The 22,794-nt window shown below is 41.0% G+C and carries 22 protein-coding genes; 12 read left to right on the forward strand and 10 right to left on the reverse strand.

What is annotated here, in order from left to right; translation table 11 throughout:
• Window positions 1-4: 4 nt before the first annotated feature.
• Complete coding sequence (locus V7K62_RS04085) at window positions 5-1,105, reverse strand: alpha/beta fold hydrolase (protein ID WP_334861948.1); 1,101 nt, start codon at window positions 1,103-1,105, stop codon at window positions 5-7.
• Window positions 1,106-1,339: 234 nt separating this feature from the next.
• Here V7K62_RS04085 and V7K62_RS04090 point away from each other — a divergent pair, with 234 nt between their 5' ends.
• Entirely contained in the window at window positions 1,340-6,052 is a 4,713-nt protein-coding gene (locus V7K62_RS04090) for an amino acid adenylation domain-containing protein (protein ID WP_334861950.1), read from the forward strand.
• 514 nt (window positions 6,053-6,566) lie between these two features.
• On the opposite strand, the gene V7K62_RS04095 is transcribed toward V7K62_RS04090, so the two are convergent.
• Both V7K62_RS04095 and V7K62_RS04100 read right to left on the reverse strand, forming a co-directional pair.
• Complete coding sequence (locus tag V7K62_RS04095) at window positions 6,567-7,298, reverse strand: amino acid ABC transporter ATP-binding protein (RefSeq protein WP_334861952.1); 732 nt, start codon at window positions 7,296-7,298, stop codon at window positions 6,567-6,569.
• A complete protein-coding gene (locus V7K62_RS04100) occupies window positions 7,291-8,778 on the reverse strand; it encodes an ABC transporter permease subunit (RefSeq protein ID WP_334861954.1) in 1,488 nt (495 codons plus the stop codon). Before V7K62_RS04100 ends, V7K62_RS04095 begins: the two co-directional genes overlap by 8 nt.
• Window positions 8,779-8,980: 202 nt before the next feature.
• On the opposite strand from V7K62_RS04100, the gene V7K62_RS04105 reads away from it, so the two are divergent.
• The 3 genes from V7K62_RS04105 to V7K62_RS04115 all read left to right on the forward strand — a co-directional run bounded on the left by V7K62_RS04105 (window position 8,981) and on the right by V7K62_RS04115 (window position 10,684).
• Window positions 8,981-9,562, forward strand: coding sequence for an NADPH-dependent FMN reductase (locus V7K62_RS04105; protein ID WP_334861956.1), 582 nt, complete (start codon window positions 8,981-8,983; stop codon window positions 9,560-9,562).
• Between the two features lie 386 nt (window positions 9,563-9,948).
• Entirely contained in the window at window positions 9,949-10,242 is a 294-nt protein-coding gene (locus tag V7K62_RS04110; protein ID WP_334862168.1) for a hypothetical protein, read from the forward strand.
• Between the two features lie 253 nt (window positions 10,243-10,495).
• A complete protein-coding gene (locus tag V7K62_RS04115; RefSeq protein WP_334861958.1) occupies window positions 10,496-10,684 on the forward strand; it encodes a hypothetical protein in 189 nt (62 codons plus the stop codon).
• 80 nt (window positions 10,685-10,764) lie between these two features.
• Here V7K62_RS04115 and V7K62_RS04120 read toward each other — a convergent pair whose 3' ends face one another.
• On the reverse strand, window positions 10,765-10,947 hold the full coding sequence (locus V7K62_RS04120) for a hypothetical protein (RefSeq protein ID WP_334861960.1): 183 nt from the start codon (window positions 10,945-10,947) through the stop codon (window positions 10,765-10,767).
• Window positions 10,948-11,228: 281 nt separating this feature from the next.
• Between V7K62_RS04120 and V7K62_RS04125 the strand changes: the two genes are divergently transcribed.
• The 4 genes from V7K62_RS04125 to V7K62_RS04140 all read left to right on the forward strand — a co-directional run bounded on the left by V7K62_RS04125 (window position 11,229) and on the right by V7K62_RS04140 (window position 14,039).
• The gene (locus tag V7K62_RS04125) at window positions 11,229-11,375 is read left to right on the forward strand and encodes a hypothetical protein (RefSeq protein ID WP_334861962.1); all 147 of its coding nucleotides are present in this window, start codon (window positions 11,229-11,231) and stop codon (window positions 11,373-11,375) included.
• Between the two features lie 341 nt (window positions 11,376-11,716).
• Window positions 11,717-12,697: an aldo/keto reductase gene (locus V7K62_RS04130; protein WP_334861964.1), complete on the forward strand. Its 981-nt coding sequence runs from the start codon at window positions 11,717-11,719 to the stop codon at window positions 12,695-12,697.
• Between the two features lie 321 nt (window positions 12,698-13,018).
• Window positions 13,019-13,291 (forward strand): GlsB/YeaQ/YmgE family stress response membrane protein, encoded by a 273-nt coding sequence (locus tag V7K62_RS04135; protein WP_334861966.1) that lies wholly within the window; start codon window positions 13,019-13,021, stop codon window positions 13,289-13,291.
• Window positions 13,292-13,889: 598 nt separating this feature from the next.
• A complete protein-coding gene (locus V7K62_RS04140; RefSeq protein ID WP_334861968.1) occupies window positions 13,890-14,039 on the forward strand; it encodes a hypothetical protein in 150 nt (49 codons plus the stop codon).
• 179 nt (window positions 14,040-14,218) lie between these two features.
• Here the strand turns inward: V7K62_RS04140 and V7K62_RS04145 are convergent, their stop codons facing one another.
• The gene (locus tag V7K62_RS04145; protein WP_334861970.1) at window positions 14,219-14,491 is read right to left on the reverse strand and encodes a hypothetical protein; all 273 of its coding nucleotides are present in this window, start codon (window positions 14,489-14,491) and stop codon (window positions 14,219-14,221) included.
• Window positions 14,492-14,533: 42 nt separating this feature from the next.
• Between V7K62_RS04145 and V7K62_RS04150 the strand changes: the two genes are divergently transcribed.
• Entirely contained in the window at window positions 14,534-14,701 is a 168-nt protein-coding gene (locus V7K62_RS04150) for a hypothetical protein (protein WP_334861972.1), read from the forward strand.
• A gap of 822 nt (window positions 14,702-15,523) precedes the next feature.
• Here the strand turns inward: V7K62_RS04150 and V7K62_RS04155 are convergent.
• Window positions 15,524-15,799 carry an HU family DNA-binding protein gene (locus V7K62_RS04155; RefSeq protein ID WP_334861974.1) on the reverse strand — a complete coding sequence of 92 codons (276 nt, stop codon included), beginning with the start codon at window positions 15,797-15,799 and terminating at the stop codon, window positions 15,524-15,526.
• 515 nt (window positions 15,800-16,314) lie between these two features.
• Between V7K62_RS04155 and V7K62_RS04160 the strand changes: the two genes are divergently transcribed.
• The 3 genes from V7K62_RS04160 to V7K62_RS04170 all read left to right on the forward strand — a co-directional run bounded on the left by V7K62_RS04160 (window position 16,315) and on the right by V7K62_RS04170 (window position 18,549).
• On the forward strand, window positions 16,315-16,623 hold the full coding sequence (locus tag V7K62_RS04160) for a hypothetical protein (protein ID WP_334861976.1): 309 nt from the start codon (window positions 16,315-16,317) through the stop codon (window positions 16,621-16,623).
• A gap of 10 nt (window positions 16,624-16,633) precedes the next feature.
• Window positions 16,634-18,121: a CIA30 family protein gene (locus V7K62_RS04165; protein WP_334861978.1), complete on the forward strand. Its 1,488-nt coding sequence runs from the start codon at window positions 16,634-16,636 to the stop codon at window positions 18,119-18,121.
• Window positions 18,122-18,201: 80 nt separating this feature from the next.
• On the forward strand, window positions 18,202-18,549 hold the full coding sequence (locus tag V7K62_RS04170) for a hypothetical protein (protein ID WP_334861980.1): 348 nt from the start codon (window positions 18,202-18,204) through the stop codon (window positions 18,547-18,549).
• A gap of 38 nt (window positions 18,550-18,587) precedes the next feature.
• On the opposite strand, the gene V7K62_RS04175 is transcribed toward V7K62_RS04170, so the two are convergent.
• From V7K62_RS04175 to V7K62_RS04190, 4 genes are all read right to left on the reverse strand, one after another.
• Window positions 18,588-20,102, reverse strand: coding sequence for a GH3 family domain-containing protein (locus V7K62_RS04175; protein ID WP_334861982.1), 1,515 nt, complete (start codon window positions 20,100-20,102; stop codon window positions 18,588-18,590).
• Window positions 20,102-20,710 carry an acyltransferase gene (locus V7K62_RS04180; RefSeq protein WP_334861984.1) on the reverse strand — a complete coding sequence of 203 codons (609 nt, stop codon included), beginning with the start codon at window positions 20,708-20,710 and terminating at the stop codon, window positions 20,102-20,104. Before V7K62_RS04180 ends, V7K62_RS04175 begins: the two co-directional genes overlap by 1 nt.
• A complete protein-coding gene (locus tag V7K62_RS04185; RefSeq protein ID WP_334861986.1) occupies window positions 20,707-21,459 on the reverse strand; it encodes a sterol desaturase family protein in 753 nt (250 codons plus the stop codon). The genes V7K62_RS04180 and V7K62_RS04185 overlap by 4 nt, the downstream gene beginning before the upstream one ends.
• A 135-nt stretch (window positions 21,460-21,594) precedes the next feature.
• A complete protein-coding gene (locus tag V7K62_RS04190) occupies window positions 21,595-22,611 on the reverse strand; it encodes an aromatic ring-hydroxylating dioxygenase subunit alpha (protein ID WP_334861989.1) in 1,017 nt (338 codons plus the stop codon).
• Between the last annotated feature and the right edge of the window lie 183 nt (window positions 22,612-22,794).

Consider the following 22,794-nt stretch of genomic DNA (forward strand, 5'->3'; position numbering starts at 1 on the left):
GCAGCTATAAGCAGCCAGCGCAAAACGTGCTGACTGCTTCGGAAAACTGCTGGTTTTGTTCCATCAATGCCATGTGTCCACCTGGTTGTAGAGTGACTCTTTGAGAGTAAGGCAATTCTGCTTTCATGCGATCGCTCGCCACGGGTTTAGTTGCTATATCTGAATTGCCGCAAACAACCAACACAGGTACGTTAATAGTTGCAAGTGTGTCTGTTTCATCGAATTTGAACATTGCCAGTGTGCCACGAGCCAGAACCCCAGGCGAACCCAATGCTGATAATAGACCGGCAAAACTTAGTTGACCCCGTGTTTCAGTACCCGTAAATCCAGACAGTTCGACGGTGATGTATAGCGAACCATTCAAATACGAGAGCCAAGTCATCAACCAAAAAATCGGCCACAGCACGGTAGTCAGGTACAACACAGGTTCGAGTAGCGGTTTCTGCAACTTACGCACCAGATTGCTAAAGATACAAGTTTTTACGGGATTGGTGTAAGTAGTATCTACAAGAATTAAGCCAGCCACCCGACTCCCTAATTGCTCTGGAAACAGGCGACAGAATGTCAGGTTAATCATGCCACCCATGCTATGCCCCAACAAGATAACAGGTTTATCCCCTGCTATGGCGACAACAGCTTCCAAGTCACGGGCATATTTTTCTATAGAGTGATCATTGTTTTTCGGTTTAACGGATTTTCCTAATCCTGGTAGATCCCAAACAATTACTCGGAAGCGATCGCTCAATTGTCGCTTGGCATAATACCATATAGTACTGTTTGGCCCCCAACCGTGTGACAAGATAATTGGTTGACCATCTTCAGGGCCAAAAAACTCTACTTGCAACACGCTCCCATCTGGACGTGACAAGCGCTGCACGGTTTTGCTACGCATAAACTTGGGTTCCTCGGCCCCAGGACGGCGCAGCAGTGGCAAACTGATAAAACGGCCGCCAAAAGTCCACAAAACCATTACTAGTCCAGCTACTAAGTAGGACGTTCCTACAAGTTCTCGTTCATACCACTCATAGAGAATGTAGATCCCCCCGCCAAGTACCCCAACGGACAGCACTTGAAACAGCCATACAAGTAAAAAATTATGAGGCATGAATATCATGAGCCTAAACCTTGCAATACTTTGTTAACTGCTTTTAGCTTCATACCATAGTTAGAATCATCCAACTTTCACTCTCAAGAATGATTTATACAGTGTTGTAAGTATGATAAAAATGCTGGGTTAGTTGATAAACAGTGTAAAGCGGCAAAAATAACTATTAACAAACAATATTCCTTGTGCCTGCTGCTTTTTATTAAGTAACAACTGTTCCGAAGGGGTATAATTTTGAATACAGTTGAGCTATTATCTTATCTTCGTAGCTTAGATATTAAAATTTTTCTGGATGGTGAAAAGTTTAGCTGTAACGCACCTGAAGGAACTCTTACAGCAGAACTGCGTGCAGAAATTCAAGAGCGTAAAGCAGAAATTATTGAATTTTTAAAAGTAACTAATCGTACTAATAACCACAGCTTTAGACCTCTCGTACCTATTTCGCGGTCAGGAAATCTGACTCTCTCCTTTGCTCAACAACGGCTGTGGTTTCTTGACCAATTAATCCCTAATAATCCTTTCTATAATATTCCAGTAGCACTACATTTAACAGGTTCGCTCAATCAAGCTGCGCTAGAGCAAACTTTTAATGAAATTGTGCGACGACACGAAGCTTTACGCACTACTTTTGTCATCGAGTCAGGGCAACCCGTTCAGGTAATTAATCCGACTCTAACTATTACTTTACCAATCATAGATTTACGGCAACTGCCACAAGCCGAACGAGAAATACAAGCACGACAATTCACTACCCAAGAAGCTCAACGTCCTTTCAATTTATCAACTGATTCATTGCTGCAAGTAAAACTGCTGCGGTTGGATGAGACACAATACATCCTGGTGCTGACTATGCACCACATTGTTTCTGATGGTTGGTCTATTGGAGTGTTGATTCAAGAGATAGCGGCACTCTACACAACCTTTGTTAACAATCAGCCTTCTCCTCTGCCGAAACTTCCAATCCAATATGCAGACTTTGCATACTGGCAACGCCAATGGTTGCAGGGGGAAGTATTAGAAAAGCAACTTAATTACTGGGAGAAGCAATTAGACGGCATTTCTATATTAAATCTGCCAACCGACAGACCAAGATTAGCCGTTCAAACTTATCAGGGTGCAAGACAATCTCTGCAATTATCAAAAAGTTTGAGCAAAGCACTTTTAGCTCTCGGACAGCAAGAAGGGGTAACTTTGTTTATAACCCTACTAGCAGCATTTAAAGTTTTGCTTTACCGCTACACACAACAAGAAGATATTGCTATTGGTTCACCTATTGCCAATCGCAACCGTAGTGAAATTGAGGGAATAATTGGTTTTTTTGTCAATAGCTTAGTCCTGCGTACCCATTTAAGTGGAAACCCAACTTTTCGAGAATTATTGAGTCGTGTGAAAGAGGTAGCTTTAGGGGCTTATGCTCATCAAGATTTGCCTTTTGAAAAACTCGTAGAGGAACTACATCCAGAGCGTAATTTGAATCAAAATCCGTTGTTTCAAGTGGTGTTTGCCCTGCAAAATGCGCCGATGTCAGCATTAGAGTTAACTGGTTTAACTTTAAGCCCACTACCATTTTATACGGAAACAACACGCTTTGATTTGGAGTTCCATCTGTGGGAGCCAAATACTCAAAATGGTTTATGGGTAGATAGCTCAGAATCAATTAGTGGTTTTGTAATTTACAGCACTGATTTATTTGATGATGCTACCATCACCAGGATGCTAGGACATTTCCAAATATTACTTGAGGGTATAGTTGCAAATCCAGAACAACCAATTGCCCAATTACCACTTTTAAGCGAATCTGAGCTACATAATTTATTAGTTGAATGGAACAATACTCAGTTAGACTATCCTCAAGATAAGTGTATCCATCAGTTATTTGAGAGCGTTGCCAAACAGAATACTGATGCGACTGCGCTAGTATTAGGCGATGAAAAACTCAGCTACAAAGAGTTAAATATACGCAGTAACCAACTTGCACATTATCTAAAAAATTTAGGAGTTAAAACCGAAGTTTTAGTAGGGCTTTGTGTCGAACGCTCTTTTGATATGGTAATCGGAATGTTGGGCATCATGAAAGCAGGTGGAGCTTATGTACCTCTAGATCCAAGCTATCCATCTGAACGTTTAAACTTTATGCTTGAAGATGCTCAAGTATCAATTTTATTAACTCAGGAGCGATGGCTTGAAAATCTAAAAAACTATAATTCCAAAATAATCTGTTTAGATAAAGAATCTACAATTATTGCTCAAGAGATTGAAGATAATCCTACTAGTGAAATTACAATAAATAATATTGCCTATGTCATTTATACCTCTGGCTCAACTGGAAAGCCTAAAGGCGTACAAATTGAACATAGAGGATTATTAAATCTGGTTTTTTGGCATCAAAAAGCCTTTGCAGTTTCACCTATTGACCGAGTAACGCAGATAGCCGGAGTTGCCTTTGACGCTTGTGCTTGGGAAATTTGGCCTTACCTTAGTGCTGGAGGAAGTATCTATATTGTAGATGATGAAATCAGGCGATCGCCTGAATATCTCCGAGATTGGTTAATATTACAAAAAATAACAATTTCCTTCTTACCAACACCTTTAGCAGAAAAAATTCTCTTGTTAGATTTTCCTCAAGAAGCAGCTTTACGAATATTGCTTACAGGTGGAGACAAACTAAATCAATATCCTTTCGCTTCCCACTCTTTCCAAGTATTTAATAATTATGGGCCAACTGAGAACACCGTTGTGACAACTTCTGGTGATATTTCTCTTAAGAATAAAGATAATTTAGCACCTGCAATTGGTCGTGCGATCGCTAATACACAAGTTTACATATTAGATAAACATTTACAACCAGTACCCATTGGCGTTTACGGAGAGTTATATATAAGTGGTGATGGATTGGCACGAGGTTATTTAAACCGTCCTGATTTAACTGCGGAATGCTTCATTTCTCATAGTTTTACTAATAAGTTAAAAGTACGACTTTATAAAACAGGTGATTTAGTCCGCTATCGAGTAGATGGCAACATTGAGTTTTTAGGCCGCCTCGACGAGCAGGTAAAAATTCGTGGCTACCGCATTGAGTTAGGCGAAATTGAAGCAGTACTGAGTCAGCATCCAGGAGTAGAGCAAAGTGTAGTAATAATTCGTGAAAATGAACAGGAAAAGCGTTTAGTAGCTTATGTGGTAGCGAAAGCTGAATACAGCAGAGAGCAAGAGAATGGGCAATTAATGCAATTGCAGAATGAGCAGGTTTTGCAATGGCAGATGCTCTATAACGAAACTTATAATCAACCTGCGGCTGATTCAAATCCAACATCCAATTTTGTCGGCTGGAACAGTAGTTACACAAATCAGCCTATTCCAGTAGAGCAGATGCGTGAGTGGGTGAATAACCAAGTAGCGCAAATTTTGGCTTTGCAACCCAAGCGAGTGTTAGAAATTGGTTGTGGAACCGGCTTAATTCTGTTCAGAATTGCACCTGACTGCACTAAATATTGGGGAACAGACTTTTCCCCAGTTTCACTTAACTACATACAGCAGCAGTTAGAAAAGCAGAAAATGCCACAAGTAACACTGTACCAGCAAATGGCTACTGATTTCGAGAAAGTAGAAATAGCAGCTTTTGATACAGTAATTTTGAACTCAGTTGTACAGTATTTTCCTACTATTGATTATCTGATTCGTGTCTTAGAAGGTGCTGTGAAGGCAACTGCTTCGGGTGGTTTTATTTTCATAGGAGATGTGCGTAGTTTGCCACTTTTGCAAGCTTTCCATGCCTCAGTGCAACTCTATCAAGCTGAACCTTCCCTCAGCCGATCCGAATTGCAGCAACGGGTTCAAATGCAAATTTTCCAAGAAACAGAGTTGGTGATTGACCCAGCTTTTTTTAGTGCAATAAAGCAATACTTTCCCCAGATTAGCCATGTAGAAATTGAACTGTTGCGGGGACGCGAACGCAATGAGTTAACCCAATTTCGATACAATGTAATTCTTCATATTGGTGATGAAACTATTAATAATACTGAAAATTATTCAGTACTAAACTGGTCTGGAGATAATTTAACAGTGTCAGCAGTACATCAGCGATTAATTGAGAATCAACCAGAAATATTATGTATTAATAATGTACCTAATCCGCGGGTGATGGCAGCTGTTAAAACAGTAGAATGGCTATCAGATGTAGAAGGTTTTAAAACTGTAGGTCAAATGCGTAAAGCTTTGCAAGAACTCGAAAATATCGGAGTAGAGCCAGAAGATTTTTATACACTGGATGTCCCTTACAAAGTTGAGATTACTTGGTCACATTCAAGTATTGAAGGACGCTATGATGTGGTTTTTGTACGGCAAGATAGAATAGGTAAGAGAGCTATTTTTACACATAGCACGGCTCACTCGCGTCCCTGGCAATCTTACGCCAATAATCCTCTACAAGCCAAAGCTGCGCGTAAATTAGTGCCGCAGTTGCAGACTTATGTAGCACAAAAACTGCCTGAGTACATGATGCCATCAGCTTTTGTAGTATTAGAATCTTTACCTCTAACAGCTAATGGTAAAGTCAATCGCCGCGCCTTAAGAGCATTCAATGATGTAATGAAGCCCCAATTGTCTGAAAATTACATCGCCCCTCGGACATCTGTGGAACAAGTGCTGATGAAAATTTTTGTTGAGGTTTTGGGACTCAAGCATGTAGGAATTTATGACAATTTCTTTGAATTAGGCGGTCATTCATTACTAGCAACTCAGCTTGTCTCTAGAGTGCGCGATGTCTTGCGTGTGGAGTTACCTTTGCGTAGCGTATTTGAAGCACCGACAATTGCACAAATATCTCAGGTAGTAGAAAGCTTTAAAGAAAGCACCGCTCAAAGTCAAGCGCCAGTTTTAATGCCACTATCACGTGAAAGTCGGCGGATTAAGTTATCTTCCTTAAAAGAAGACAGCAAGGGGCATTAGTTAATGGCACTAAGAAAAGATATAGCCCTTGCCCTGACTGGTTAAGAGCCTGGAGGCTGGGAACCGATTCTGGGAGGGCTGCCGCCTCCAGTAGCTTGACGGAGGCAGCAGCCCTCTTTGAATACATTCCCAGCCTAGTAGTCTGTCAAATTCATTTTGACGGTTAGAGAGACGCGATAAATCGCCGTCTCTACAGGGAATTATCCGTCAATTAGTTCTTGACAGACTACTAGAGGCTGGGAACGAGGCGACACATGCCTTTAGGCTTTTCTTAGAGGATGTTTTAAAAGTGTTCGGCTGTAATTTTAGGCACTTCTAGATCCCCCCTAACCCCCCTTAAAAAGTGGGGAACCGGAATCAAAGTCCCCCAATTTATCGGGGGATTTAGGGGGATCTAAAACGTTTTGCTACCGACCAGAGAACTTTTAAAACATCCTCTTAGTGCCATTCGGGCATTAGTAATATAGCGCTGATTCGGATCATTGTCAGAGGAGTGGGATGATTTTTAACTTTTTCAAACATCCTCTAAAAATTGCTTGGCCCTTTGGGACTGAGGATTTTGAAAAAACTTGTCGGGAGTAGTATCTTCTGCTAAAGTTCCTTGATCGAGAAACATAATTCGACTAGCTACAACTCTAGCAAATCCCATTTCATGGGTAACAATCGCCATTGTTATCCCTGTTTGAGCTAAATCTTTGATTACTTGGAGTACATCTTTGACCATTTCGGGATCTAAAGCAGAGGTGGGTTCATCAAATAAAATCATCTCTGGTGACATTGCCAAAGTGCGGGCGATCGCTACTCTTTGTTTCTGTCCTCCTGATAGTTTGGATGGAAAGACATTTGCTTTTTCCTCTAAGCCCACCTTTGTCAATAGCTCCATCCCTTGATTTTCGGCTAACTGTCGATCTACTCTTTTCACCTTGATTGGAGCATAGGTGACATTTTGCAATACTGTCATGTGGGGAAATAGATTAAAGTGTTGAAACACCATCACCAGCTGTTGACGAACCTTAGCAATGTTTACCTTGGGATGAGTGATTTCTTGCCCTTGAAAATAAATTCTGCCTTTAGTGGGGCGTTCTAGCAAATTCATGCACCGCAGAAAGGTAGATTTACCCGAACCAGAAGGCCCAAGAATAGCCACAACTTCCCCTTGATGAATCTCTGTAGAAATATCTTTGAGTACGTCGAGTTTGCCAAAGGATTTACACAAGAATTCTGTCCGAATTACGACTTTATTCACTTTGTCTTAACTTCCTTTCTAAAACGGATGCACTCTTAGTCAGACCCATAACTAAAATATAGTAGATTAACCCCGCAAACAGCAGAGGTTCAAAGTATATGTATTTATTTGCACCAACAATTTGGGCACTGCGTAATATTTCCACTACACCAATTGTTGATACCAAAGCTGAGTCTTTCAACAGTCCAATAGTTTCATTCACCAATGCAGGTAGAATGTTCTTCAATGCTTGAGGCATAATTATGTCCCACATCATCAAACGATAAGGAATACCCAAAGACATTGCCGCCTCAGTTTGTCCTTTATCTACTGCTTGAATTCCCCCCCGGATGGTTTCTGACATATAAGCCCCAGAGTTGAGGGTAAAAGTTAGCACCCCTGCTTCTAAAGCCGAGATATCATAACCTGTCAACTGGGGTGTTGCATAGTAAACTAAAGCTAACTGTAACAACAGGGGTGTGCCTCGAAATACAGAGGTATAGGCGTTGGCAAGCCACGTGAAGGGCTTGATACCAGTGATTTTGCACAAAGAAAGAACTGTACCCCAAATTAACCCCAGAAATACTGACAAGAGCGTAAATAACAACGTCAAAGGGATGCCTTTGAGGATAAAGGGAATGTCTGGGATAATTCTGGTAAAGTCTAGATTCAGCCCGCCTTTAGCAGAAGGTTCAGATCCGGTAGCGGTTGAGGTAGTTTGCGAAAACCACTTGGTGACTAACTTTTCTAGTTCTTTTTTGGACTTCATTTGTTGCAGAACTTTATTAAAAGGTTCCACTAAGCCCGAACCTTTCGGAAAAGCGATCGCCGAACCACTCAACTCGTCAGAGGGAATAACGTTAAACTCTAAATCTGTGTTGGCTTGGGCGAATCCTCTAGCAACTGTCTCCTCAACAATTGCTGCATCAATTCGCCCCGACTTGATTTCTTGAATTATTTCTGGTACTTTATTGAGTTGTTTTAGCTGAATCCCTGTAACTTTTTGGGCAATTTTTTTAGCATTTTGCTCTTGGATAGTCCCCAGTTGTACCCCAACTTTTTTAAGAGCTAGGTCTTGGATCTGTTTGAGATTGCTATTTTTGGGAGCGACAATTGTATCCTTTGCTTGGTAATAAATGATTGAAAAATCAACATTTTTCTGACGTTCTGGGGTGGGAGTCATCCCAGCCATAACAAAGTCAGCCCGCTTCGCTTGCAGTGCAGGAATTAATCCATTAAAATCTGATTCTATTACCTGAAATTTAAATCCTAGTTCTTGAGCAATAGTTTTGGCAATATCTACATCAAAGCCAACAATTTGCCTCTCACCCCCCTTAGTATCATAAAACTCATAAGGTGGATAATCTGGGGAAGTAATCATCGTCAGCGTGTCTTTGCCTAAATATGAGGCTGCTTTTAGAGAGTGGCTAGATGTGATGATACTAATAAATACCACTGTTGCAAGCAGCATCGTTAATAAGCATACTTTTCTTTGATTCATCTACTTGATAATTATTTATAAACAGTGTATAACTCTCCAATATGAACACTAGCCAGTGATTAAAGTAAAGGAGTCAGTAACCCTGAGACTCTCGCAGCCAACTAGCTTAACGTTATTGCACAGTTGTTACAGACAAATGGCACTAAGAAAAGCCCAAAAGCTTGTGTCACCTCGTTCCCAATCTTAAAAAAAATTATTGATCATGAGATTCAAAACAATAGTCTTCTATGGTTCCTACAGGAGCGATCGCCAGGGCATCAAAGCTGCCAGATTTATGATTGACCAGCTTCAGCAAAGAAACCATGAGGTGATTTTTGCGGATGCAAAGGAGTATGAATTTGGCATCTTAGACCGGATGTATAAAGAATATGGCAAAGGTCAGGCTCCTGTAAAGATGGAAGAACTGGCAGAGCATATCCGAACAGCAGACGGTTTTGTAGTTGTTGCAGGAGAGTATAACCATTCCATTCAACCAGGGTTGAGCAATCTGATGGATCACTATCTAGAAGAATACTTTTTCCGTCCTGCTGGTATTGTTTCCTACTCAGCTGGTAGCTTTGGAGGAGTGCGGGCAGCCATACAGTTACGCGCTTTTCTGTCAGAGATGGGAATGCCTACTATTTCAAGCATTTTTGCTATTTCTAAAATTGGAGACTCTCTAGATGAAGCAGGTGCTTCACAGGAAGCTGCTTTGACCAAAAGAGTCGGTCAATTTTTGGATGAATTAGAGTGGTACGAAGAAGCTTTGCTTCGACAAAGAAAAGAAAAAGGAACCCCCTTCTAATCAAGTCAGTTTACCTGCTTTGTATACCAATTAGCTTGGGGGTATCGCTAAACAAATGTTACTCCACCACATTCGTCATAGTTCTATTCATCTGTCGTGCGGGATAAAAATAATCTTAATTACCTCATGCCAACAAAGGTTTAGCCGCACTACAATACCTGATCAGGGTGATGAAATCTGATCCAATTCCTGCAAAATAATTCCGGCTACCGATAGATATATATTTTGGCGGATTTCGTGTGAGTATGCCTCTGAATATAGTCATATATAAATATGCTTTCCCCCTTTCATATATGCAATTAGATGCTTGAAAAGAGATTAGCCTAAATGCTTTAATGTTACTAAATGTAAGTTCCTAACTTTTAGCCAAGTGGCAATTTCCAATGATGCAAAATACATTAGTTGATAAAACATTCCGTGACAGCAATGGCAATATTGTTTTAGCTCAGATGCCAAACCTACCGCTTATTGTTTGGATAGTAACCAGTTTACTTTCTCTAATTGTTACAACTGGTGAAATCAATACAGTGTTAGATGTAGTAGCAAATGGCTCATTGTTTACTTGGGCGTGGCTGGAATTATTTCAAGGCGTTAATTATTTTCGTAGAGCGTTAGGTCTGGCCGTATTAATTGGTATTATCGCATCAAAAATTATTAGTTATAACGGACTGACTAATTAACCAAAGTTCTTTATGGGGGAATGGGGAAAGGTAAAAACCGTACTTCGTCGCGCGGCGCTAAGGCCCGAGGTTAAGCGACCTAATTCATCCCTTTCCCTTTACCCCTCTTGTTTTGGGCATATCATCTTTCTTTCAATACTGGGAGCCAAATGCAACCCTTAGTCACCCTTTACTCAGAACTTGTGTGAAGCTGTAAGAGAGTGAAGAATCAAACTCTCTTCTACTAATCAGTTTTGACTTACCCTTTGTAAATATGCCTTCAATTAGCTACAACCGCACCGACAGCCAGCAGCCACAAAGCATTACCATTAAAGGTTATGTTGTCCGTCCCGGATTACACATTCTGTCTTACGAGCAACTCAAGTTGCTACGAGAGCAAACACAGCATCATTCTCAGCTTGAATCTCTAGTGAGCCAAGGTGTGATTAAGTTGACTGGTTAATAGTCGTCAACTCACTGGCAATTCATCTCATACCTACCTATTGGGTAGGTGATGAGATGAATTGCTGCATCAGTTCAGTTCTAAGCAGGTGAGTCTGAACGTTCTATTTGCTGCCGAATGGTATCAATAGAAGCATTAATCCCAGCCAGTTTGGACTCTAAATCATCTCGCATCCAAATCAAGAATTTTAATTTCCGTTCTAAGCTAGCTTTGTGCGAAATAGGTTCGCTTCCATAACATGGATTACCCCAAAAAGGAAACATAGTTTACCTCTGTATTTAGCTTTTGTAAGAGTGCAATATATTGATTGCACCACTACATTCTGACTAATAACAATCAGACTGGTGTGGGTAACAACCGACCATTATTGTACGTGCTTAACGAACGCTTGCTAAAAGTTGTCTCTTGAATTGGTGGAGGTATTTGACCATACTGCCCTGCGATCAACTCTTTCTACTCCTCCTCTAAGAAAAACTTGAAGTGACGATGCCATGTTCAAAGGTTCTGGCAATTTGGCATCACAACTCTGTATTTTGCAGTTTAAATGAGATATCAACAGAACAGAACAACCACAAATCGCCAGTTGTTGACCCAACGCTGTAAAATAACTCAGCAGCAAATTTACAGCGTTTGGTCATCGCTTCTCTACGAGACGCTGCGCGAACGCTACAACTGGCTAGTAATTCACTAGAAAACACATAGTAAATGTGCCTAGGCGCAGCCCGTCCTAGACATCGCGTACCCGCCTAATTCAAGCGCGAGGCCTGCGGTGGTAAACTACGCTCCCCTGTTTTCCTTTCTTTTCTTCTTAGGCTGCGCGATCGCTTGCCTCTTTGAGTGAGTATGTAGGCATCGCACTGCTACCAATTAAATTACTTTACAAGAAAGCTGTCTTAATACGGCGGATAAAATGAATGTCAACTATCCGCAAATCAACCTACTTATATCAATAAATACTTCTAATAATAGATGACTTGGTGAAAGGGAAAGGGATAATATTCTAAGACCAATTACTGACTAGGAGATTATTTTATGAGAACCAGAAAACTAGGGAAACTTGGGTTAGAAGTTTCAACTATCGGACTTGGTTGTATGGGAATGTCTGAGTTCTATAGTGGTCGTGATGAAATTGAAGCGATCGCCACAATTCATCGGGCGTTAGAACTTGGAGTTAATTTTCTCGATACTGCTGATATGTATGGGCCGTTTACCAACGAGCAACTAGTAGGCAAAGCAATTAAAGATCGCCGAGATCGAGTAGTTTTAGCAACCAAATTTGGCAATGTCCGCACTGAAGATGGTGGTTTTAAAGGGGTTAGTGGCAGACCAGAATATGTCCATCAAGCTTGCGATGCCTCGCTAAAACGTCTGGGAGTTGAAGTGATTGACCTCTATTATCAACATCGTGTAGATCCAACTGTCCCCATAGAAGATACTGTCGGGGCAATGGCAGAGTTAGTCCAGCTGGGAAAAGTGCGTTATTTGGGGCTTTCGGAAGCTGCCCCGGCGACGATTCGACGGGCTGTCGCAGTTCACCCCATTGCTGCACTGCAAACAGAATACTCTCTTTGGAGTCGAGAGCCAGAGGATGAAATTTTACCTACTGTGCGGGAATTAGGAATTGGCTTTGTTCCCTATAGCCCATTAGGAAGAGGGTTTTTGTCAGGTGCAATTACTAGCCCTGAGGATCTTGCACCTGATGACTATCGAAGAAATTCTCCTCGCTTTCAAGGTGAGAATTTTTATAAAAACCTGCAATTAGTCGAGCAAGTCAAGGCGATCGCCAGCGAAAAAGGAGTAACTTCTAGTCAGCTTGCTTTAGCATGGCTATTCGCTCAAGGAGAAGATATTGTCCCAATTCCTGGTACAAAACGCCGTACTTACTTGGAGGAGAATGTTGCAGCTACCGAAATTACCCTGACTGAGCAAGAGTTGAATCGACTTGAAACAGTTGCACCAAAAAATGTGGCAGCTGGCGATCGCTACCCTGACATGAGTACTGTTAACCGTTGAGCCATCTGAGTGCTGGAGTATTTATTTCAAATTCCGCTTTAGATGGACAAGCAGTGCATTACCGCAGCTTAACAAAGTAATCACCCAGAATTCGTAGAGGAAATGTCAAAAGTACTATAATACGCCCTAAGCCAACGATTCGCACTTGTTTCCTAGTTACAAGCTCCATCCCAAGAGTTCGCAATTAGGGGAGTTCATCATCAGAGGTAACAGCATTCATCCTCAAGGCTATTAATAATTGGTTCTGTTGGTAGATTGAATGTCAATGTTGGGATTGTTATTGTGTATTTGTTAGGGAAAAACGTTTATCAAATTAAAACAATGAATATTCTTGCTTGGATTGTTTTAGGTCTAATTGCTGGTGCTATTGCAAAGGCTATCTACCCCGGTCATCAAGGCGGCGGAATTTTAGCAACAATCTTATTAGGAATTGTTGGTGCTTTTATTGGCGGTAGTTTGGGTGTATTCTTCAGTACAGGAAGCTTTGCTCTAGCGGCTCCCAGTTTGAGCATTCCCGGTATTGCCGTGGCAGTTGTTGGTGCAATTGTCGCAGTTTTCTTGTGGAACGCATTAACTAGCCGCAGAGCTTTGTAATAAATTAAATTGGAATTAATTAATAGTAAAAATCAGGGAACTCATTTCACTATATTTTCTCCCTGAACTTAAATTAAAAGAATAGCGCCTGCCTGTATTTAGGTGGGCGCTATTCTTCTTGCTAAAGTGCGATGCCGTTCCCGGATTCGCGTTCAGCGTCTCGTAGAGAGGAAATTGGTAAAGGGGCGATGTCTGCGACGGGCAACTCTTGGAGACGCTGCGCTACGCATCCATCCTGTCAACAAATTGACACTCCCCGCCATAAATGGACGGGGATTCTTGAATCAACGAGATCACTTAACTTAGAGTCCTTGCGTCATCTAAGCCAGAGGTGAGGCTCTCCTCAAGCTTTACTTCGGGTATGCCCTACCCTAGTTGGATTTCTCCAAGTCCTATTTAGTTTGAAACAACAATGTTTCAAAATCCTGAGTCGTCTAGCTCCTATGAATCTTTTACCTACTGCTAGGAAGAAACTAGAACAATGCAGTAGAACCGCATAGATTTAATTGTCAAGGTTCAGATGCCGTTAGGCAGTTGGGTTTTTATACAGGTTGAATACCATTCCTGTTAAAATTATTGTAGCACTAAAAAGACTACAATGAACCGAGAAAAAATTTTAAGAGTTCGGCTATCTGAAGAAGAATGGACGAGGTTAGAAATATATGCCGAGTCAAAACAGCATACGATTTCAGAGGTGATTCGTGACTACATCAAGAGACTACCAAAGCAGGATAAATCCTGCTGTTAGCTTTCATCCCTTGTCTAAAGCACAGATGTGTCCTCCTGAGTCGGACACATCCTCAAGGGCTTTCAACATTTTCCTTGTAAAATCCCCAGACTTGAGGCAGGGACTATAGACTTACTCTCAATCATTAATACAAAAGTACTATATGTATTGCCTAAAGCAAGCGCCTACGCTTAGGTCAACTAAGATACTTTTGGTTGTTGCCATAGGATGAGTTTCAATTCAGAGCAGTTGCAAGCCCCATTACTAATTTCTCCTTCATGGTCAGCTAGCCAATCATAAATTTGTGCAGCTTTTGCTAAGGCCACTTTTTCTGAACGATAAAGCCGAGGAGTCGGGCAGTAGGCTTGGCCATTGATATGTATAGCTGCAATCTGCCAATAGTCGCTGTCTTCACCCTCTGGTACAACGTCTAAAAACCCGCTATTGTAAGACTCGATTATTCCTATGTTCATCTACAACCATCAAACTTTCTAACGTTGGCCACGACAAAGCCGATGCCAGCCAATTCTTGCGAGTCAAAGCTGGAATCACTAGGGAATGCAGTAGCAACCCCTGCTAATGATTTTGGGTTCGTAGTCAATGGAAATCTGAATTATTGGTCACTTTTTGGCTTGATTCTGTTATTGGCAGCAACAATGGCTAGAGGAATAGGCACAAACTAGGCCAAATTACTCCTCGGTCAGTAATCCAGTTTCGATATTCAAAGAGGAAAAAGCAGGGTGTATAACTGGTAGTATGCCTAAAATTCACCAGTGCGTAGGCGTATTAGGCTGCGCCAACGACAAAGCTCAGTGACCACCGTAGAGATCGCTGTCTCCTTTACCGAATTTTAGATTTTAAATTTTGGATAAGTAGGTAGGCACGAATTAATCTAACTATGTAACAAAATGTAAAACCGTCAAAGTCCTTGTGATTGCAACTCTTGGAGACCGGAGGCGAACGTTACACTCCGTTTCACTCGCAATGACATACTTGTAAATTTTCCCACCTACTTACTTAATGAAATTGTTGGCGGAGCCTAAGAAGAGAAGATTCTTTCATCCCAAATTTAAAAAGGTCTAGAGCAAGCGAATTTAAACGCGAGAATAATTCTTTAATCCCAAATCTGAAATTAAATGACTTGCCCCTGACTTGATTGCTGGGGTCAATCTAAAATCTAAAATCTAAAATTGTCTGACTATTCCACCTTGAGTGAAATTGAAACTGACAGCACCCGCGCTCTTTTGACTGAAAATATTAAATGCAGCAATCAGCGTGGCAACTGCCAGAGTTTTTTCAATTGGTAAGCCATAAAATTTTTTTCTAATTTTAAACTAGTGCAGGTACAGCTACAGAATCACCTCGCTGGCAGTCGCTTTTCCTCGTCCACTCCCGCAAGTCCCGTAGCTCATGAATCGCTTGATGCAGTCCCATTCATCTATGGGCATTCGTTGCGGGAGCAGTGCGATCGCCATCTGTAACATCTGCAATTCAACACTTAGCCCTTAAGGTGCTACTTTTTCCCGAAACTGCTTCCCAGCAGAAAATGCTGGCACTTTAGTCGCGAGAATCGTGATTTTCTCCTTTGTTTTGGGATTACGCCCTTCACGCTCGGAGCGTTCGCGTCGCTCAAACGACCCAAACCCTACCAGCGTTACCTTATCGCCATTAGCTACAGCTTCGGTAACAACTGACAAAAAAGCACTGATCACTTCATCAGCTTGCTTTTTTGTGATGTTAACTTTGGCTGCTACAGCATCTACTAATTCACCTTTGTTCATAAATCACCTTGAAGCATTGCAAATAAAGGAAATGTAGCATTACTACATCTTATTAGGAAAGGGGAAAAAGAAATAAATTTCAAGCGACACATGAAAATTAACAATGCACGCCTACTACTGGTTAGACAGTTAGGGAATCCAACCCCATCACAAAACCAACGGCAGCAATTGCTTCATCACTTTTGGTCTAAGAGGTTGTTTGAAAAGTGTTTCGCTGTGACTTTAGGCACTTTTAGATCCCCCCTAACCCCCCTTAAAAAGGGGGAAACCGGAATCAAAGTCCCCCTTTTTAAGGGGAGCCACTGCGTTGGGCGGCTTTGCCGCCCAACGCACTTGGCTACACGAGACTTTACCTGTCTTTGCAGGTTAAAAACCTAGTCCACGCAGGTGGACTAAGTTTTGTGTAGTAGCGATTTCTATTCGCTCAATACTTTTCAAACATCCTCTAAGAGTAGAATAAGTGTATTGAGTCATCGATGAGGATTGCGTAGGCGCAGCCCACCATAGGTATCGCTATGACTGCAACCACCAAAAAACTTACTTTTGCAGAGTATCTTTTGTATAACGATGGCACGGATACCCAATATGAATTGGTAGATGGAGAATTAATCCCCATGAGTCTTGGCACGCTCTCGCACGGTAGCATCTCCAAGTTTTTAGAAGGAAGCAATGATTACGAAATTGCCTTCAGGGGCAAGAATTGGACAGCACAAAAGTTTTCTGTCGGAGTGTACTTTCTCCTAAGCCTCGTAGCAACAGTTTGTATCACTGTGGCTTTTAACCACAGTGATAGTCAATCACTATGTAGAAAGTTAAAGTTATGAGGACGCAAATATGACAGACAAAAATCGTTCTCAATGGGACTTAGGCAGGTTTATCGAAACCCTGACTTACTTTGAGGTAATTCCTTTCCTTAACTGGGTACAGCAGTTAATCCAAGGTCGTCCTAAGAATAATCAAGATAGACCTAATGGAGGAAGAAATATGGCTGTAATATTAGTAGCAGGTGCAACAGGTGGTGTCGGTAAACGGGTGGTGCAGCGATCGCTCCAACAAGGTTATAAAGTTCGCGCCCTAGTTCGAGACATTGACAAAGCGCGGTCAATTCTTGGTAATGATATAGATTTAGTCGTTGCGGATATCACGCAACCAGAAACTTTAACTCCTTTAGTTATGGCTGATATCCAAGCTGTAATTTGTTGCACAGCAGTACGTGTACAACCAGTTGAGGGAGATACAGCAGATAGAACCAAATATTATCAAGGTGTTAAATTTTACCAGCCAGAAATTGTTGGCGACACTCCAGAAAATGTAGAATATCAAGGAGTCAAAAACTTAGTCCAAGGGGCGGCAAAATATTTACCCCAAGCAAAGGAAAAACTAATATTTGATTTCACCAAGCCATCAGCAGAATTAAAGGATAACTGGGGAGCGTTGGATGATGTCGTTATGGGTGGCGTGAGTGCCAGTAATATCCAATTAGTAGAAAATACAGCTTTATTTGCGGGTAATGTCTCTACCGCTAACTCTGGCGGATTTGCTTCTGTCAGAACGAAGAATTTTGATCCACCCTTCAACTTATCTGGTTACGCAGGTGTAAAGTTGCGTGTCAAAGGTGACGGTCAGCGTTATAAAATCTTTCTACGGACAGATACAAAATGGGATGGTATTGGCTATAGCTATTCTTTCGATACTGTAGCTAATACCTGGATAGATATTCAGATTCCTTTTGCAGATTTGATTCCCGTATTTCGGGCAAAAGTTGTCAAAGATGCGCCGCCAATTGAGCAAAATAGAATTTGTTCATTCCAACTGATGTTGAGCAAATTTGAATACGATGGCGCTTTAAATCCTAAATTTTCTCCAGGTGGTTTTGCTTTGCACTTGGAATCAATTAAAGCTGATGGCGGGACAACTTTACCACAATTTATCCTTGTCAGTTCAGCAGGTGTCACTCGTCCCGGCCGCCCTGGCATTAATTTAGATGAAGAACCGCCAGCAGTGAAATTAAATGACCAATTGGGAGGAATTTTAACTTGGAAGTTGAAGGGAGAAGATAGTTTAAGAGAAAGCGGAATTCCTTATACGATTATTAGACCTTGTGCTTTAACTGAAGACGCAGGTGGTAAGGAATTAATATTTGAGCAAGGTGACAATATTAGAGGCAAAATCAGCCGTGAGGATGTGGCAGAACTTTGTGTGCAAGCGCTAAAACTAGGAAAAGCGTCTAACGTCACATTTGAAGTTAAACAGGGAGAAAATACTGTCAACTCTATCGATTGGCAGAGTTTATTTTCTAACTTACAATCAGATAAGAGATGATATATCCACAGACTTTTAGTCTGTAAATTATCTCAATCAAGTCTGGTTAGATAGACTGTTCTAACAAGTCAGCTATTGGTATGAAAAAAATCAAGGTGTTAGTAATCGCCGGGATTTTAATAACAATTATCTGGGGCAGTTTTTTTTCTAAAACTGCCTCATCCCAAGAAGTGGAGTCTCGCATCAATAACTTAGAAGCTGACTTGAATCGTGTTGAGTCGCGGTTAAATCAGCTAGAGTCTCAGTTAGGTAAAACTCGGCAGTCTCCATCCTCAAGAACAACACTTACCCCACGACAGTCAACTGGTTCTAGAGGTAACTTATCACAGCAAGATCGGATGTTTGATCGGCTTGCAACTTTGGTGGTTGAATTGAAGCAACAAGTCAATAAATTAGAGGAGCGAGTTGCTAAATTAGAATCACGCTAAATATTTAATTAAATTTTAAAAGGCTAGTAATTGGTAAGCTATTTTTGGCCAATTTTCAACTTCAATTCTTGTAAAAGTTCAGTGTTAATGGGTGATGTTGCCAGAATTGGATGCTTAATACCTCCCCAAACACTTCCAGCGCGGATACGATGGGAAACTAATATTTCAGTAATTTGATTAGAGATTAAAACCTGTGGTGGTGCAAGTTGACCGAGCGATCGCGCTCTCTTGTAATGATATGATTCTGATAAAGCCTGATCCAGTTGTTGAGCAATAATTTCTGGGGTTTCTTTTGCCGCATCTAGTAATAGAATATAGTGTGGAGGATCGGCAATTGGCATCAAACTTTTAAAATTAGTTTCTTGCAAGTTCAACAGAGTTAGAGCATTATTTACAAAGGTTTCTTGCAACTTTTCGCCCACCAAATCGCTAATGGCTTGATGTCGTCCGAGAAACTCTAAACAGGGAGTGTGGCGATAGTAATGAGTTACCCGGATGCGATCGCCAATTCGATAACGATACAAACCTCCTTTCTGGGATAAAATAATCGTGTATTCCTTGCCAGTGTTGAGTTCATGTAAAGCATACAGAGAACCAGTATCGTCCTCGAACTCGAAAAACACTTCATCCAGAACTGGCACACATCCCCCAGCGACAATCAACGGAATCGTCATTGGGGCTTCGGTTGCTAGTAATCCTTTACCTTGAATGAATACATCTGGAAATTGCGATCTTAATCCTTGAGCTTGATCTGCTGCATTGGCACTATCCCAGCAAGAAATCAGCTTCAAATTTGGCCAGAGTTGCATCCAGGGAATATTACTTTCATTAAGGAGTTGCAGCCGATGATGTGAAATCCGGTTGTGTAATTCTCCTCGCAATAAATCCTGATTTTCTTGAATATATTTTAAATGTACTTGCAGAAAGCTAGGACTCCAAATAGAGATAATTTCTAATTTCTCAGCCTCTAATAATGCCAAAGCCAGTTGATGTTTAAATAAGTTCGCGTCATGTAGGCGATTAAGTTTATTTGGCATCACCAACCAAGGACGCAAAAACCAACGCAACCAGCCATCTAAGTAATCTAAATCATCCTGTAAAGTTTGATTATCCGCTACATTTAATTGCGGCGAGATACAAGCGTAAAGCTTGCCTGTGGAAAATTTCGGCCCATGTACAATCAAATCATGCGCCCATACACAAAACATCTGATTAAACGATCGCCGCAAAGATTGAGTATAAGGAATCCATTTTAATGCCCCACTACTACCAGAGGTTTTTTCATAGAACAAAATGGGTTCGGGTGTGAGGGCAATTTGCTGATGTTTTTGATTTAAGTAGGGTTCGAGTGCATCATAATCTACGATTGGCACACGCGGCCAATCGTCTACAGAATGAATTCCCAAAGTTTTACCATACTCACTTTTGATTAGGCGATCGCAAATTTCCCTCTGTACAGATGTCTGCATTAACTCTGGGTTATCCAAAGCTTGATGAAATCGCCTTGCAGTTGGTGCAAGAATTTGCCCAAAAAGCTGAATAATCGGACGCATTATTGCACCTTTTGATTAGGATAAAGGTTGGTGGCTGCTGGTAAATAAGAACCATCGCCAATGACTACACCGGGAGCAAGATGAGAGCCGGCTCCCACAAATACATTGCTGCCAATCTTGACTTTTTTGACATACAACATTAAATTTTGCTTGCGGGGTTTGATAATATGAGAATAGATACCGACATGATGCCCGATAACGACGCGATCGCCAATTTCTAATAAACTGCGATCGGCAATTTCTAAACTTGGTGTCCAGTATACATCTCGCCCCACTTTAGCACCCCACAATCGCAACCAACAAGAAAACACCCCCGGAATTAATCGCAGCACTGCTTCTAAGGCTGGAATAGCAATATAAATTACCTGAATTTGATGACTACCCCACCAGGGATTATATTCTTTATTTTGTAGATAACTAATACCCTCCCGCAGAGGATAAACCCATTCATGCAAGCGGTAAACTAGCACTGGTAGCCCATAAATAGAAAGGAACACCGCCAGAATGCTGAAGATATTGGGTGAATAGGCGAGGTAGACTATTGCTGCCCCAGTTATCATTAATACAATGGTGGGAAAAAACAAAAGAATTTTACTTATAACTGTCATGAGAATGGGAAGAAAAGTTTTTGGAGCAAGTTTAATGAGATAGGAATTCCGATTATAGATGGCATTTTTTTGCTTTCATAATATGTTCCATGTAGCTTATCCCAAATTTTCAGATTAGCCCCATAGTTATAATTGTAGACTTCGCGACAATGATGCCAAGCATGATCCTGTGGTAAGATTAACCAAGAAGATAAAACTTGATAAAGCCTGGTATTTACAGGAATTATCAAGCGGCTATGTCGCCATAAATCTAAGGCAGAAGTTAGACTTACTCCAAGTACATAACCTGTTGGATCTGCTAACAGATACAAAAACAAAGTGTGTATCCATAAATAAACAATTAACAAACTTGTCCAAAGTGTGTTACGAGAAGTTCCTAATACATCCATCTGAGTAACAGTATGATGTACTTGATGAACATTCCACAACAATTTAGTATGTAATAAACGATGATTCCAATAATATAAATAATCAACCACAACAAAACTGATAATAAAAGTCGGAATTAATGATATTTTTAAATATCCATGTTGAGTAGGTAGTAAATATTGATAAATCCAATAAACTAAAGTAGCTTGTAGTAAGGGAATCAAAATTCCTTGAATCGTTAATCCTGTAGCATCTATTAGCCAATCTTCACGACTTTTAACTTTGAGTTGAGTTCGTCCAATCTGATTGGTAATAGTCCAACCAACTAATCCGATAAAAGAACCGAAAATTAGTAGTTGTGAAAAGTTTTGTATTCCCACTTTTGATTGCTCACAGCGATTTTAAACATGGGTTTTACCCCACCCTAACCCTCCCCTTATAAAGGGGAGGGAACTGGATTTTCCGATCTCCCCCCTTGTAAAGGGGGGATTAAGGGGGGTAATTACGAATTATTCTTAAACCCAAAATGTAACTTGTACTGATTGATTTGGCAATAAACGCGGATCTTCTCCACGAGAGATAGCCGCTATAATTGACTCTACAAATATATGAATTGTGTCCGCAGACGTATTATAAAATTGTGTCCCATATTTAGCGATCGCTTCCCCCTGAATACCCAAAATTTCCACGTCTTGGCGGATAATATGTTGAGCAGTCCACCGCACAAAGGGACGTGCTAACTTATTCCAAATACCATAGTTGTAGGTGACATCGGTGTAAACCAGAGTTGAATTATCGGTTTCTGGAATAGATTGACTGGTAATGAACAAATGGCGATTGTGTGCCATTTTATATTCCACAGAGGTAATATTTGGCATATAAAAGCGATCGCTATGTTTAATCTCTGCACTCTGCAAATTCAGAAAACGGCTGTACCATCCCAAATTATTGTTTTCATTGCGATACTCCACCAAAACCGAACCATCACACCGTTCTACAGTCATCTCTAACTTTTGTTGGCGGGATGTACGGAAAACACCAGGATGAACAAAAGCCGTATGGGGAATATCAATAAAGTTCTCCGCACAATTAGTAACATTATTAGCAAAACGGTTAATTACCCGCACCGTCTCCCATCCTGTTTGTCCGTAGTGAGGCATAGAAAAGGGTTCAAAATCAACGCTATCGGCTAACCGCACATAAACATAGCCATCCTGTTCTTTGGTAGCGTAGCACTTGGCTCGACGCTGTGGGGAAGGTTTGAAATCATCTCCTTCGGCTGGAACTGCAATAACGTTCCCAACCCCGTCATATACCCAACCATGATAGGGACATTGTAAAGCACCGTTACAGATTTTACCTGATGATAGACGGCTATTGCGGTGTAAACAGCGATCGCGCAAAGCTACGGGTTGTCCATCTTCACCGCGAAATATCGCTAACCATTCTCCTAAAACGGTGCGTGATAATACCTTGTTAGATTGTAACTGTTCGCTGAGTGCGACAATATACCAGAAATCTGCAAATTCCATAGTGGGTGGGAGCGATCGTATTTAAATTATGGCAATGTCTTGAGTAAATATTGCTGTATCTCTTATGGTGTGGTTTCAGGGAAATTTAGGAAATATTGTTTTACATTCTAATTAGCTTATGGAGTAATAGTGCTTATATATTTTAGATAGTTTAGTAATAATTGTTGCTGGTCAAGCTAAAGA

Origin of the sequence: Nostoc sp., assembly GCF_036917935.1 — a bacterium.
Taxonomy (GTDB): Bacteria; Cyanobacteriota; Cyanobacteriia; order Cyanobacteriales; family Nostocaceae; genus Nostoc.

Excerpts from the sequence above, each read along its gene's own strand:
- V7K62_RS04085 (WP_334861948.1), bottom strand. The coding sequence starts at position 1,105 with ATGCCTCATAATTTTTTACTTGTATGGCTGTTTCAAGTGCTGTCCGTT.
- V7K62_RS04100 (WP_334861954.1), bottom strand. The coding sequence starts at position 8,778 with ATGAATCAAAGAAAAGTATGCTTATTAACGATGCTGCTTGCAACAGTG.
- V7K62_RS04105 (WP_334861956.1), top strand. The coding sequence starts at position 8,981 with ATGAGATTCAAAACAATAGTCTTCTATGGTTCCTACAGGAGCGATCGC.
- V7K62_RS04110 (WP_334862168.1), top strand. The coding sequence starts at position 9,949 with ATGCAAAATACATTAGTTGATAAAACATTCCGTGACAGCAATGGCAAT.
- V7K62_RS04115 (WP_334861958.1), top strand. The coding sequence starts at position 10,496 with ATGCCTTCAATTAGCTACAACCGCACCGACAGCCAGCAGCCACAAAGC.
- V7K62_RS04120 (WP_334861960.1), bottom strand. The coding sequence starts at position 10,947 with ATGTTTCCTTTTTGGGGTAATCCATGTTATGGAAGCGAACCTATTTCG.
- V7K62_RS04125 (WP_334861962.1), top strand. The coding sequence starts at position 11,229 with ATGAGATATCAACAGAACAGAACAACCACAAATCGCCAGTTGTTGACC.
- V7K62_RS04130 (WP_334861964.1), top strand. The coding sequence starts at position 11,717 with ATGAGAACCAGAAAACTAGGGAAACTTGGGTTAGAAGTTTCAACTATC.
- V7K62_RS04135 (WP_334861966.1), top strand. The coding sequence starts at position 13,019 with ATGAATATTCTTGCTTGGATTGTTTTAGGTCTAATTGCTGGTGCTATT.
- V7K62_RS04140 (WP_334861968.1), top strand. The coding sequence starts at position 13,890 with ATGAACCGAGAAAAAATTTTAAGAGTTCGGCTATCTGAAGAAGAATGG.
- V7K62_RS04145 (WP_334861970.1), bottom strand. The coding sequence starts at position 14,491 with ATGAACATAGGAATAATCGAGTCTTACAATAGCGGGTTTTTAGACGTT.
- V7K62_RS04150 (WP_334861972.1), top strand. The coding sequence starts at position 14,534 with ATGCCAGCCAATTCTTGCGAGTCAAAGCTGGAATCACTAGGGAATGCA.
- V7K62_RS04155 (WP_334861974.1), bottom strand. The coding sequence starts at position 15,799 with ATGAACAAAGGTGAATTAGTAGATGCTGTAGCAGCCAAAGTTAACATC.
- V7K62_RS04160 (WP_334861976.1), top strand. The coding sequence starts at position 16,315 with ATGACTGCAACCACCAAAAAACTTACTTTTGCAGAGTATCTTTTGTAT.
- V7K62_RS04165 (WP_334861978.1), top strand. The coding sequence starts at position 16,634 with ATGACAGACAAAAATCGTTCTCAATGGGACTTAGGCAGGTTTATCGAA.
- V7K62_RS04170 (WP_334861980.1), top strand. The coding sequence starts at position 18,202 with ATGAAAAAAATCAAGGTGTTAGTAATCGCCGGGATTTTAATAACAATT.
- V7K62_RS04175 (WP_334861982.1), bottom strand. The coding sequence starts at position 20,102 with ATGCGTCCGATTATTCAGCTTTTTGGGCAAATTCTTGCACCAACTGCA.
- V7K62_RS04180 (WP_334861984.1), bottom strand. The coding sequence starts at position 20,710 with ATGACAGTTATAAGTAAAATTCTTTTGTTTTTTCCCACCATTGTATTA.
- V7K62_RS04190 (WP_334861989.1), bottom strand. The coding sequence starts at position 22,611 with ATGGAATTTGCAGATTTCTGGTATATTGTCGCACTCAGCGAACAGTTA.